The 12,901-nt window shown below is 37.5% G+C and carries 11 protein-coding genes and 1 pseudogene; 7 read left to right on the top strand and 5 right to left on the bottom strand.

The genetic code is table 11. From position 1 onward, the window contains the following. The 3 genes from DTK66_RS05895 to DTK66_RS05885 all read right to left on the bottom strand — a co-directional run. Positions 1 to 570, bottom strand: a 570-nt coding sequence (locus tag DTK66_RS05895) for a restriction endonuclease subunit S (RefSeq protein WP_191668069.1), incomplete at its 3' end; no start/stop codon positions are given. Then, positions 563 to 2,224, bottom strand: coding sequence for a type I restriction-modification system subunit M (locus tag DTK66_RS05890; RefSeq protein WP_191668068.1), 1,662 nt, complete (start codon positions 2,222 to 2,224; stop codon positions 563 to 565). The genes DTK66_RS05890 and DTK66_RS05895, both read right to left, overlap by 8 nt. An 11-nt stretch (positions 2,225 to 2,235) precedes the next feature. After that, positions 2,236 to 5,343, bottom strand: a complete 3,108-nt coding sequence (locus DTK66_RS05885) for a type I restriction endonuclease subunit R (protein ID WP_191668067.1) — start codon at positions 5,341 to 5,343, stop codon at positions 2,236 to 2,238. A 182-nt stretch (positions 5,344 to 5,525) separates the two neighbouring features. On the opposite strand from DTK66_RS05885, the pseudogene DTK66_RS05880 reads away from it, so the two are divergent. After that, positions 5,526 to 6,324 (top strand): annotated as a pseudogene (locus DTK66_RS05880) (acetoin reductase). A gap of 152 nt (positions 6,325 to 6,476) precedes the next feature. Further along, a complete protein-coding gene (locus DTK66_RS05875; protein WP_191668066.1) occupies positions 6,477 to 6,968 on the top strand; it encodes a DUF805 domain-containing protein in 492 nt (163 codons plus the stop codon). 65 nt (positions 6,969 to 7,033) lie between these two features. Here DTK66_RS05875 and DTK66_RS05870 read toward each other — a convergent pair whose 3' ends face one another. Beyond that, on the bottom strand, positions 7,034 to 7,309 hold the full coding sequence (locus DTK66_RS05870; RefSeq protein WP_153931026.1) for a hypothetical protein: 276 nt from the start codon (positions 7,307 to 7,309) through the stop codon (positions 7,034 to 7,036). Positions 7,310 to 7,648: 339 nt separating this feature from the next. Here DTK66_RS05870 and DTK66_RS05865 point away from each other — a divergent pair, with 339 nt between their 5' ends. The 3 genes from DTK66_RS05865 to DTK66_RS05855 all read left to right on the top strand — a co-directional run bounded on the left by DTK66_RS05865 (position 7,649) and on the right by DTK66_RS05855 (position 9,189). After that, a complete protein-coding gene (locus tag DTK66_RS05865) occupies positions 7,649 to 8,377 on the top strand; it encodes an Rpn family recombination-promoting nuclease/putative transposase (protein WP_191668065.1) in 729 nt (242 codons plus the stop codon). Between the two features lie 99 nt (positions 8,378 to 8,476). Further along, entirely contained in the window at positions 8,477 to 8,707 is a 231-nt protein-coding gene (locus DTK66_RS05860; protein ID WP_153931027.1) for a hypothetical protein, read from the top strand. A gap of 170 nt (positions 8,708 to 8,877) precedes the next feature. Continuing rightward, complete coding sequence (locus DTK66_RS05855; RefSeq protein ID WP_153931028.1) at positions 8,878 to 9,189, top strand: hypothetical protein; 312 nt, start codon at positions 8,878 to 8,880, stop codon at positions 9,187 to 9,189. A 50-nt stretch (positions 9,190 to 9,239) separates the two neighbouring features. Here DTK66_RS05855 and DTK66_RS05850 read toward each other — a convergent pair whose 3' ends face one another. Continuing rightward, on the bottom strand, positions 9,240 to 9,776 hold the full coding sequence (locus tag DTK66_RS05850) for a GNAT family N-acetyltransferase (RefSeq protein ID WP_191668064.1): 537 nt from the start codon (positions 9,774 to 9,776) through the stop codon (positions 9,240 to 9,242). A 228-nt stretch (positions 9,777 to 10,004) separates the two neighbouring features. On the opposite strand from DTK66_RS05850, the gene DTK66_RS05845 reads away from it, so the two are divergent. Both DTK66_RS05845 and DTK66_RS05840 read left to right on the top strand, forming a co-directional pair. After that, positions 10,005 to 11,534, top strand: coding sequence for a gluconokinase (locus DTK66_RS05845; RefSeq protein WP_191668063.1), 1,530 nt, complete (start codon positions 10,005 to 10,007; stop codon positions 11,532 to 11,534). 12 nt (positions 11,535 to 11,546) lie between these two features. Further along, positions 11,547 to 12,890: a gluconate:H+ symporter gene (locus DTK66_RS05840; RefSeq protein ID WP_153931031.1), complete on the top strand. Its 1,344-nt coding sequence runs from the start codon at positions 11,547 to 11,549 to the stop codon at positions 12,888 to 12,890. Positions 12,891 to 12,901: the final 11 nt, after the last annotated feature.

Here is a 12,901-nt window from a genome sequence, read left to right as displayed (position 1 = left end):
CAATTTTCGTTGCTGGAGATCAATTAATTTTTGTAATGTTTGTATTAATTGGCCAATCTTATTTTGTTCTTTAGTACTGGGCATACTTATTGGCATCATTTGAAATATCTTATCTTTTATTGCAAATCTGTCAGATCTAGCCCCGGAGTCACCATTTTGATACATAAATTTGTACCACTTACCACTTTTAAAATAGTAATCTAAGTAAACATAATTGCCATCATTAATTCTAAATACATAATAAAGAGGGGACATTAATCCTTTAGTATCTAAAGTATTCCTCCGTATAGGACCATAGGGAGCTTTATTTGAGATACGTGGATTATAAACAAAGTCATTGTGTTTCACAATATAGTAATTATCAGTGCGATTAGCTATCTTTTTATCAAAATAGTCTTCTTGATTTACAATTCCATATTCAGCAGAGTTCGATAAAACGGGTAAGGTAAGATTTTCTTTGTTCTTGGTATTTACCTTAAATGAAATTTCCCCCAACTTACGCTGCTCCCAATCGTCAGTAAATCCTTTAAAACGGACTTCAGGCACTAATTTTTCAGGCTTTTTATCCATTACGCTTTACCTCGTTTTCTAACATTTTGATAAATTCGTTTAAGTCATTTTGGGTCTTCTCGTCTTTGGAAGTTAGCTCTTTCATCATCCCTAAAAGCTCACTTTGGGTCTTTTCGATCTCTTTTTGAGTCTCTTCCATTTCCTTTGTTAGCTTCCCAAGATCAACTGGTGGCTCGGGCTCGAATGTATCTACATAACGTGGAATATTAAGATTATAGTCATTTTCCTTAATCTCATCGAAAGTTGCGACATGGGCGTACTTATCGACATCTTTTCTTTCCTTATATGTTTTGATTATCTTATCAATGTCTTCTTCTCGTAAGACGTTCTGGTTCTTACCCTTTTCAAAGTTTTTACTTGCATCAATAAATACGACATCTTTAGTTTCTTTAGTCTTCTTTAAGACAAGCACAACCGTAGGAATTCCCGTTGAATAGAACAAGTTTGCTGGTAACCCAATAATTGCGTCAATTTGATTTTTCTCTAATAATGCCTTACGAATTTGGGCTTCCTTAGCACCACGGAATAGAACCCCGTGCGGCAAAACAATTGCCATCGTCCCCTCTTGCTTTAGGTGATATAAGCCATGCAAAAGGAAAGCATAGTCAGCCTTTGTCTTAGGAGCTAAAGCACCATATTCCTTAAACCGAGGATCTTTTAGTTTCTTATCATCATTATCCCAGCGCGCAGAATAAGGTGGATTTGCTACAACTATATCAAAGCTATGTGGATGATCTACTCCATGTTCATCTACCCCATCAGGCCAATCCATTTCGAGAGTATCAGCATTCTTTAATGTCATATTTTGATAACGAACATCATTCATCATCAAGTTCATCCGCGCTAAATTATAAGTTGTCGTGTTTAGCTCTTGTCCAGCATATTTTAGTTTTTCTTTTGCAACTTTATTTCTAATTTGTTTTTTTACAGTTAATAATAATGAACCACTTCCACAAGTAAAGTCATATACTTCTGGGGTTTCTAACTCAGTATTTAAATTTAAGGTAACTATTTTAGCTAGTACTTCAGAAACTTCGTGTGGCGTATAAAATTCACCAGCCTTTTTGCCAGAATTTGTAGCAAATTCTTTAATTAGGTAAGTATAAATGTCTCCTAGAATATCATGACCATTTTCATCTTTATATTCGATTTGGTCCACTAAATTAACAATATCAGTCAATGCTTTTGCCCGCGCTGATGTGGAATTACCTAGACGAGAATTACCTAAATTCATATCGTCAAAGATTCCATGAAAATCCATTTTGGCATTACGATTAAGATTCAAATTACGATTAAAACTATCTAGCATATCCTGATAGTCAGAAGGCGCAATTGTATTATTATTAACTTTATCAACAATCGTTGCCCATGTGTATGCAGGCGCGATTGCATAACCAAGGGAAGCGGCAATTTCTTCTAAATAATCATTTAAATCATCCCCACTAGCTTGTTCTTTATATGCTTCATTTACACTCTGACCATCTACAACATCGATTAATTTATTTTCAACCATACTTTTTTCTTGGTGTTCAGAAAGATAGCGATAAAACATAAACCCTAAGATGTAATTTCGATATTCGCTCGCATCCATATTACTTCGGAGACGGTTTGCCATTTCCCATAATTGACTAGTAATTTCTTGTGCTTTACTCACTTTAAAAACTCCTAAAATTTTTTCTTTAATTCATCCGCAAATTCATTAATCGACCGCCGCAAATGTGTTCGGTATTTAATTTTACTTAATTTCTTTACGTCTTCTGATTCGGCATCAGTTCTATATACAGCCTGTCCTTCCATTACAACATTATCTAACTCACCATTTCCATTTAAATCATCGGCACCAATAACGTGCTTATCTAAGATTTCATTTATTAAATGTGAATCTTCAATATCAGCTAGTCCCCACTTTTTCTTATACTCAAAAATGGCAGAACGTTGTTGATCTTCATTATTTTGGGCAATTAATTTTTTAACATGTTTTTGTTGCACAGGATACTCATATTTAACTTTTCCCTTAAAGAGATCCTTAATAAAGCGAAGAATCTTAGCCGCATACCCACGATCTTCCAATTTATCAGAAATATTTTTAACTTCTTCAGCCGACTTCTTGGCTCCTTCAATATCGTTGTCGTGATACTTATTCATCACTTCAACAATCAATCCCTCAAGGTAATCCCAATTGACCTTCACTTCTTTAACGTGTTCCATTTGTAGGTCAACTTTTGAAATATCAATAATATGGTGGTTCTTAGCAATCTTTACTTTAAGTTTATTAGCTAAAGTGGTTGTTAGAATTTCTTCATCATCCAAGCTCATCCCCAGTGAAGTTAACAACTTTTCTGGATGTTCCTCATCATATTTATCATCTTGCTTAGCAATTGCCATTAAATGATTGTATTGTCGTAAATCTTTATACATCTGCTCTTGTGCTGCTTCACTTGCAGGAATATCAGAAAAACCTTCTGAAAAATTAGCAAGACTATTTACAACCTTATGAAGCTTCTTTTTTATCTCCCCATAAGATGGAGCAATAACGCCTTCTCCGCCGTTGGGGAATAATTCTCCCTGAATATTTGCTGAATTACGATTTGCATATTTTGCCAATGCACTCTTCATTAATTTTTCCGTGTGTTTAGGCCACCGATAATTTACAATTCGTCCGAACGGTTTTGTTTGCATGTCAAACACCCGATTAGTTCGCGAATATGCCTGAATTAAAGCTGCCCCTTTTAACGTTCGATCAACATAGAGAGTATTTAACTGTGGAGCATTGAAGCCAGTCAATAACTGATCAACAACGATCACAATGTCAAAATACTTTCCATCATCAATTGTTCGATTTAATCGTGAAACTACTTGCTCTGTATATTCTTTAACCTGCTTATCATTAAAGCTCGTACCAAACATTTCATTATAGTCTTGCATTGCTTTACGCAAAGAGTCATTGGTCTCTAACTGATTACCACCATTGGACGTATCTTGACTAAAGGTAATTCCGATTCGTAATGGATATTCCCTTTCAGCATTTTGCTTCTTAAATTCGTTATAATACTCCATCGCCATTGGAGTTGATGCTTTTCCGCCACCAACATGTGTCGTCAAAATAGCATTGTACTTACCATTAACAGACCGTTTATTCCAATTTTTTAGAATATCTTCGACCACCAATTCAATATGCTTATGATTTTCATCATAAACACTTGGCTCAACCTTATCATCCATGTCATTATCATTCATGTTGGCGATTCGTTCTTGAATCTCCTCATCTGTCATCTTAGGATAGCGAGCCTTAAAATACTCTGGCAAATACTGTTCTCGCAATACTTTTTCAGTTAATGTTGTCTCAAAATCAACCTTGAATCCAAGAACATTACCATCTTTAATTGCATCTTGAATTGTATAGGTATGGATAACATCCCCAAAGATATCACGGGTTGTTGGAATTTTTGATTTGCCATTCTCGGCTGGAAAAACAGGGGTACCAGTATATCCTACCCACGCAGACTTTGGAAATGCGTGCCTAATTCTTTGAAGCATTTCACCAGAAGTTGACCGATGGGCCTCATCAACAATGAAAACAAGATTCTTATCGACAGGTTTAAAGTCCCTACTTCGAACCATTGCATCCATCTTTTGAGTCGACGTAACGATAATTCCATTTCCTTTGCGTTTTAACTTATTAGCCAAGGCCCAACGATTAGCAGTATCGGTTACAACTCCACTATTGCTATCTTCAGTATTTTCTGGATCGTATGCCTTATATTCATCGACTGTTTGATTAGTCAATGCAACTCGATCAACCATAAATACCACTTTATCCACATTGGGTAACCGTGACGCAAGCCAAGCAGCTTTAAACGAACTGATAGTTTTACCAGATCCAGTTGTATGCCAGACATATCCGATTCGTTGATCATCAATTCCAAATGTATGCTCACGAAGCTTATTAATAACGCGTTTTGTTGCATACACTTGGTATGGTCGCATGATTTTAATCATTTGATGTCGGGGCGTTCCATCAAGAATCATATAATTAGTTGCCATTTGATGAGCCATCGGAATTGATAGCATAAGATCTGCAAATTGCATTGCATCTAACACTGGTTTATTATCTTCCGCTCGTTGCCATTGGAAGGCAAAATCAGTATTGAATTTATCAGCTGTTGTATTTGCCATATAACGAGCATCGTGTGGTGTTAAGGCAACCAAGATTTGAACAGTACCAAAAATATCTGAATACTGTTCTTCTTCAATATATTGATGCATCTGGTTCAACGCTTCTTTAGCATCTCGACCATCTGCCTTTTCTTCAATCTGGATAATTGGTAACCCATTAATTAACAAGGTAGTATCAAAACGCCGATCTTTTCGCCCAGGAATTACGGCGGGACGTTCAATTTGACTAACAATTTGGTAGACAGTATTCCCTGCTCCTATTTGATCTTGATCAAATACCGTCAAATAAACATGCTTACCATCATCACGGTCAATTTCAATCTGGGATATCCCATTAGTACCATATAAAAATTGTCCTGCTTCATATGGCGTATTTAACTTATTAATTATCGACTTTACTTGATTAAATTCTGAATTTGATAAAGGTTTCTCTAATCGATCTTGATTATGCTGTTCAAGAATATGCTTAAAATTTTCCCACAATTGATCTGTCGTTTTAATTTGTGGCAAGTATTCCCACTGCTTAGTTCCACCTAAATTACTAAGATGGTTAATTAATTCATTTTCAAATGCTAGTTCGCTCTTCCAAATAGTCATTTAATAACCCACTTTAACTTTATATTCTTTAATATTATAAGAAAAATTAACACTCCTATGCAACGTAAGTAAAAACATTTAATTATTTTACTAAGTTTTAGCGAAAAGATATTTTTTCATTTTCAATTTGTGCAATAATTAACTTGTTGCGAGAAACTAAGGTTGTATTTAAAGGAGATCTTATTATGACTGAACAAAAGGTTGCTGTTATCACTGGTAGCAGTCGTGGTATCGGAAAGGGAATCGCGGAACAACTAGGAAAAGATGGCTATGCAATGGTTATTAATGGTTATTAATGGTTATCATAAAGAAGAAACGGACAAGACAACCAAAGAATTAGCCGATAAGGGATATAAGGTTGTAGCAGTTTCTGGTGATGTTTCAAAAAAAGAAACTCATGAAATGCTTGTAAAAGCTGCTGTCGATAACTTTGGTCGACTTGATACCTATATTAACAATGCTGGAATTGCGCAAATCGGTAATCTCCTAGACGAATCAGCCGAAGAGTTCCATAAGATTTACGCTACAAATGTTGATAGTGTCCTGTTCGGTATCCAAGCTGCTGCTGAACAATTCAAGAAGCAAGATGATGGAGATAAAATTCGGAAAATCATCAATGCTTCAAGTATTGCTGGACACATTGGTTATGAACAATTAGGAGCTTACTCCTCAACTAAATTTGCTATTCGTGGATTAACACAAGTAGCTGCTAAGGAATTAGCTAAATTTAATATTACAGTTAATGCCTATTGTCCTGGTATTGTTGGTACTGACATGTGGGACTTTATTGATGAAAAGATGGTTGAAGAAAATGGCGGTGAAAAAGGTCAATACTTAAAGGCTGCTATTGACGGAATTGCCCTTGGCCGTGTTGAACATCCATCCGACGTCGCTAACTTTGTCTCCTACCTCGCTTCAGATAAATCTGACTACATGACTGGTCAAGCTGTTCAAATTGATGGCGGCGTGCAATTCATCTAATTTAATTTTCAATACAAAATAGTATTTCCCTAACCCTGAAAAAAATTACTAAGGTTAGGGATTTTTCATTCTGCTTTCTCATCATAAATCAATCTGTATCTCCGACCTAATAATGCTATAATTTAACTGAAAGAATTTGAGGAGGAGATATTATGTTTGAAGCATATAAATACTACTGGCAGAACGCTTTTAAATATCGGGCGGTTTCTTCCCGGGCTGATTTTTGGTGGCCGGTGCTGGTTAACTTTGTTATTTTAGTCATCTTATATTTCTTGTTAGCGATTGCCGGCTACTCGACAGTTAATTCGATTATGAACGGTTATGCTAACGGACCATTTTTCGTTATTTTCGTGATGTTTGTAATTATCGCCTTTTGTCTTGCGAACATCCTGCCATCAATTGCGATTGCAGTTCGCCGATTACGGGATGCCGGTTTAAGCGGATGGACACTATTAGTTTTCTGGCTGCTCTCAATTATTTTCACAAGCAATAATAATAATTTCCTTACTTCAATCTCAGCAGTCTTAGAAATTATTCTCCTAGTCTTCCTTTGCCTCCCAGCTGGTTACATTAACAAGCATGGCTGGTGGAGTCCTAATTATACCGAAGACGTTAAAATTCCATCACTGCGGAATGAACAATAGTTAAATTTTGGGATAAAAAATCTGGAGTCGCCATAAAATACAACACCAGATTTTTTATTATCTTGTTAATCCTTAAAAACCGCTTGCGTCTCACCAGTTAGGGTAATTTTATCAAGGCCGTTATTAAGTAAATACTCATCGTCGCTAACTTTCTTTTGCCGATATCCTGCCCGTGAAAATGCTTCAACTAACCGTGCCATAAACTTTTGACCACCTTCAGTAGTTTCATAAACCATATGATCAATGTACTGTGGCATATCAGCACTCTCACGAACTAAGGTAACTAAGTAAACTTGCGTGTCAGTTTTACTAATTTCAGATGTATTTTGCATCAATGACATATCTAGTTCCTCCTATCACTTATAACTTCTCTTCCTACTCCTTATTATATGTGCTGAACACCATTAGTTAAAGATGTAAATTAAATAAACTTTTACATTTTCACCATCCTAATCGTTATTATAGATAGTTACCGAAATAAAAAGTGCAAATCATTATTTTTTACGTATATATATTTATAGAATACCTTTTATCTTAAGAATATTTCTAATTGTAAGGAGTTATTATCCATGAAGCATGATCTTATTAGTCAAGAAGAAAGAATAGTTGAACAATGGCAAAATATGACAATTACTAGCGACCCCATGTTTGGGTTGGTAATGGAAAATAAGTAAATTTGCATGCAGCTGATCCAACGAGCCTTACCATATTTAAAATTAAAAGAAGTCGTTAATATCGAAACACAAAAAGACATTAGTGCAATCGCAGCGAAAAAAGTTCGTTATGATGTTTACGTCCGTGACCAAGAAAACCGAATATTTATCGTTGAAATGCAAATCGCTGACAAGCATAATCTCCCTTTCCGTTTAAGATATTACCTCGGCCAAGCGGATGAAGAATTACTAAAGCCCAATAATAATTATCAAGTACTAGCAAAATATCCTACTTATGCAATTATGTTTTGCAACTTCGATTATTACGGTCGTGGCTGGGCTCGTTATGAATTTGAAATGCAGTGTACATGCGATTCACAACTTAAGTTTGGTGACAAAAGAACAGTAGTAGTTTTTAACGCTAAGGCCACAACCTTTTCTGATAATGACAAGCCAATTCAAAGTTTCCTTGCATTAATGCGCAACCAAGTAGACAATAAGAGTAAGTTTATAACTCAAATTCAAACTGAAATCAGTAAAATTAAGAGTAATCCTGAACGGAGGCGTAGTTTTATGAAGTTTCAAATGCTACTTGCAGATGCAAAAAGCGAAGGGCAGAAAGAAGAACGGATTAAGGCGATAAAGATCCTTATTAAGACCCTTCAGCAACTTGGTACCCCCACAGAAGATATTAAGACGAGCCTAATCAAAAATTACCACCTTTCAAATATAGAAGCTGAACAATATTTAAAATGATTGCAACACCATCCTCCTAGCAATTAATTCACAATTACGTTTATTTTCCTAACCTTTTTAACATCTCCCTGTAATTTTCGTCAATTAAGTGTTACTATAATGGCGAAAGGAAGCATAATCATGGAAATTAATGCAGATGCTCTTAAAAACTTCCAAGATTCGAAGTTTGATTTTGTTGATGCAAATGGTAATGATGTTGACTTTAGCAATCTAGACGACAGCGTAAAGTATACTCTTCGCGATGGCGAGACAGTTGTTGAAGATGACATGCAGGCCAAGGATGTTGTTGATACCATCAATAACGAATATGGTAAGACAATGAATGTTTGATAGTAGTGAAATACCTACTTTCATCACCCTACTATTTCTTGATATGTGGAAAGTCAGATAAGAGTTTGCGGCAATATGCTACAAGCTCTTTTTCTATTACGCAATTAATTGCTTCTCTTAGGTATTAGTTCTAAAATTAAAGACAAATTAATCCACAAGGGGCCTTTATCATGATGAATGTTTTATTGATTGTCCTAACAGCAATTTTTATTATTGAAAGTATTTTTGAAGTCCGTTATTTTGCTCAAATTCGGACGATTTTTAGTCAATCCGGACGCTCAGAACCAACTAAACGCGTTCGGCGAATCGTAACAATAGAAACTCAATGGTCATGGATTTCATGGATTTTTCTATTATTACTTTTTGTACTCCCAAATATGTATACCGCTATTCTTATCTGCATCATCACATTGATTGAAACATGGGTTGTCTATGAATTATACAATGCTCGTGAATATGCTAAAAAGATCAATCAAAAATAAATTTTAAAATGCCAAGCGCAACAATTAATTTCTGTTGTACTTGGCATTTTCTATTGCGTTACACGCACCTTGGTCAACAACTCGTACACATAAGATAACTCATTGGGACGGAAAGCACCATGCAAAGTTCCTACCTTTTGGAACCCATTTTTAGTTGCGACCCGTTGCATTGCAAGGTTGTTCTCATTAGTGCTCAAACGAATTGACTTGATATCTGGACGATGTGTTTCTAAATAATCAATCACACTAAGGAATAATCTGGACGCATAACCCTTTCCGGTGTGCTGAGAATGGATTGCTACACGGTGAATTACAACATAATCCGCGGTATTTGTTAGCCACCGTCCATTCAACTTATCATAAACATGATCTGGAGCATTAACAATCGCTAATGTCCCAACAGTTTGTCCATCATCAGCTTGAACCAAGTATGCAACCCCATTGGTAATATCCTCTTTTACGTGGGTGACGTTCGGATAGTCCCCCTGCCATTGGTCAACGCCCCGTTCTGCCAACTGATTACGACCATCACGTAAAATCTCCACTACCAATTCTAAATCTGTCATCGTTGCTTTACGGATCTTCATTATAATCCCTCCCGAAAAATCCTTCTTAGTGCCTCTACCATAACAAATTAAGCAATTAATAGTAGCACATATTACGGTCTATGTGCAATTACTTTTTAGGGTGTCATTTAGGAAATCGATACACTTATTATATTTTAGGTATTGACATCGCTTACATTAGATATTATATTATTTGGTGTAACGATAAACTAAAACGTTTTCAAAAAATAAAAGAGAGAAATAAGTACAATGGATTATTTTATTGGTGTCGATGTTGGAACTACTTCCACCAAAGCAGTTCTATACAACAAAAATGCAACTGTCTTAGATCAATTTAGCGAAGGATATTCTCTCTATCGGGACGCAACCGGCATGGCCGAACAGGATCCCGTCGCAATCGTTGAAGCCGTTGAAAAGGTGATCCATGATGCGGCAGCACGCGCAAATTTAGCAAACGGAAAATTATTAGCGGTATCATTTTCGAGCGCTAACCAAAGCGTAATTATGCTCGATAATAACTTTAATCCCCTCTCACGTGTAATTACCTGGGCTGATACCCGGGCTCGCGAAGTTGCTACTGAACTGAAACAAAGTCCAGCCGGTCAGCAAATCTACGCTAAGACTGGAACACCGATCCACCCCATGTCGCCACTAACTAAAATCATGTGGCTGCATAAAACGAAACCAGAAATAGTAAACAAAACTGCTTACTTTGGCGATATTAAATCATACCTTTTTTATCATTTCTTCAACACTTTTAAGGTAGACGTTTCAATTGCTTCTTGTACAGGAATGATGAATGTCAACACTTGTGATTGGGACGAGCAAGCACTAGGTCTCGCTAAAGTCAGCCGTAAGCAATTACCAGAAATCGTTAACGGAACTACTCAAGAAACGGGCTTAACGCCAACAGCCCAAGCGAACATGAACATCCCCGCCGATACCCCCTTTATCTATGGCGCATTTGACGGTGCATTATCAAACCTTGGCGTTGGCGCAATTAAGCAGAACACCGTTGCGATTACAATTGGTACTTCCGCGGGTGTGCGAGTCGTAACTGATCATCCAGTCATCGATCCCCAGCAACGACTATTTTGCTACGCTGTAGACAAAGGACTATGGGTTATCGGTGGTCCGTTAAACAACGGTGGGGATGTTTACCAGTGGGCAGTTGAACACTTGGTTGATGCTAGTGCTGTGAAAAACGAAAATATCGATCCTTATACCCTTGCCAATCAAGTCATCGCCGGCGTACCAGCTGGTGCCCATGGTCTCCTTTTCCATCCATTTCTCGGTGGCGAACGGGCTCCGCTATGGGATGCCAATGCCCGCGGTAGTTTCTTTGGTTTATCTCAGATGCATACCCGCGCTGATATGTTACGCGCTGTAATGGAAGGAATCTGTATGAACATTGCTACAGTTTTTCAAGCTGTTCGTGACCTTGTTGGCGAACCTGCAAGCGTTACCGCAACTGGCGGTTTTGCCCGGGCAGAAGTTTGGCGGCAAATGCTTGCTGATGTTTTAAACTGTCCGGTAAACATTCCCAATTCATTTGAATCTGGCTGTCTTGGAGCAATCACAATGGCAATGAAGGGGCTTGGTCTTATTGATAACTACGAAATTATTACCAGCTTAATTGGTGATATTAGTTCCTATCAGCCAAATCAAGAAGCCGTAAGCGTCTATCAGAATTACTTGCCGCTTTTCCAACAAGTTGAAGGGCTCTTGACGCCAGCTTACTCAACAATCGCTAAATTACAACAGCAAGCTACTCACTAGGAGGTTATGATTATGCCTTTACTCATTGTTTTAATCGGAGTTATTATCCTTATTTTTATGATTGTTAAACTCAAAATGAATACTTTTGTTGGTTTAGTAATCACTTCATTTATTGTCGGTTTATTGCTTGGCCTACCACTCACTAAGATCCCAGCCACCATTGAGTCTGGGATTGGTGGTCAGCTGGGACACCTTGCCATTATCTTCGGTTTTGGGTCCATGCTTGGCAAACTCGTTTCTGATGCCGGTGGTGGTTACCGGATTGCCACAACCTTGATCAATAAGTTTGGCCGACGGTGGATTCAAGTCGCCGTTATCCTTGCCTCCTTCATCATTGGTTTAGCATTATTCTTCGAAGTTGGTCTCGTCGTTGTTTTGCCAATTATCTTTATCATTGCACGAGAACTCGATATGCCATTAATGTACCTAGGCATTCCAATGGCAGCAACCCTAAACGTAACCCACGCATTCTTACCGCCACACCCTGCGCCAACTGCAATTACAGATATCCTTGGTGCTAACCTTGGTCATGTCCTTTTGCTTGGGATCTTAGCTGCAATTCCGACAATTATCATCGCAGGTCCTGTCTACAACTGGGTATTACAAAAAGTCTACCCACAAGTTTATCGAAAAAATATTGATATTTCTGTACTGGGCGAATACAAGGAGTTCAAGCTTGATGAAACGCCAAAATTCGGCATTTCAGTAATAACCGCCATGATGCCAGTTATTTTGATTGCCTTTGCTACTATCTGTTCATTTATTTTGCCAAAGGGCAATCCAGTTAATGAGTTTATCCAATTTGTCGGTGCTCCCGATCTTGCAATGTTACTATCGCTAATCTTTGCCATCTTTACCATGGGCTTACGGCGCAATAAAAAAATGGAAGAAATCTCAACTGCCCTAGCTGATTCAATCAAACAAATTTCCGTTATGCTATTAATCATTGGTGGTGGCGGTGCTTTCAAACAAGTGCTGGTTGATGGTGGAATTTCAAAATACATTTCCGGACTGTTCGCCCAAACAAGCATTTCACCAATCTTAGCTGCTTGGCTGATTACGGCCTTATTACGGATGTCACTTGGTTCATCCACTGTTGCCGCCATGACTGCTGCGGGATTAGTCGTTCCAATGGCACAACAATTCGGAGCAAACTCCGTAATGGCAACGTTAATGGTTCTTTCAATCGGTGCTGGTTCTGTCTTTTGCGGGCACGTCAATGATGCTGGTTTTTGGATGATTAAAGAATACTTCGGCCTATCATTAAAAGAGACCCTTCTTTCCTGGACAACTTTAACCTCTGTCTTAGCACTCGCCGGCTTAGGTGCTGTTTACGCCATCTCATTATTTATTTAAATCAATTAAGC

The sequence above is a fragment of the Limosilactobacillus walteri genome (genome assembly GCF_014830205.1).
Classification (GTDB): Bacteria; Bacillota; Bacilli; order Lactobacillales; family Lactobacillaceae; genus Limosilactobacillus; species Limosilactobacillus walteri.
This window is presented reverse-complemented; position numbering and strand designations above follow the sequence as displayed.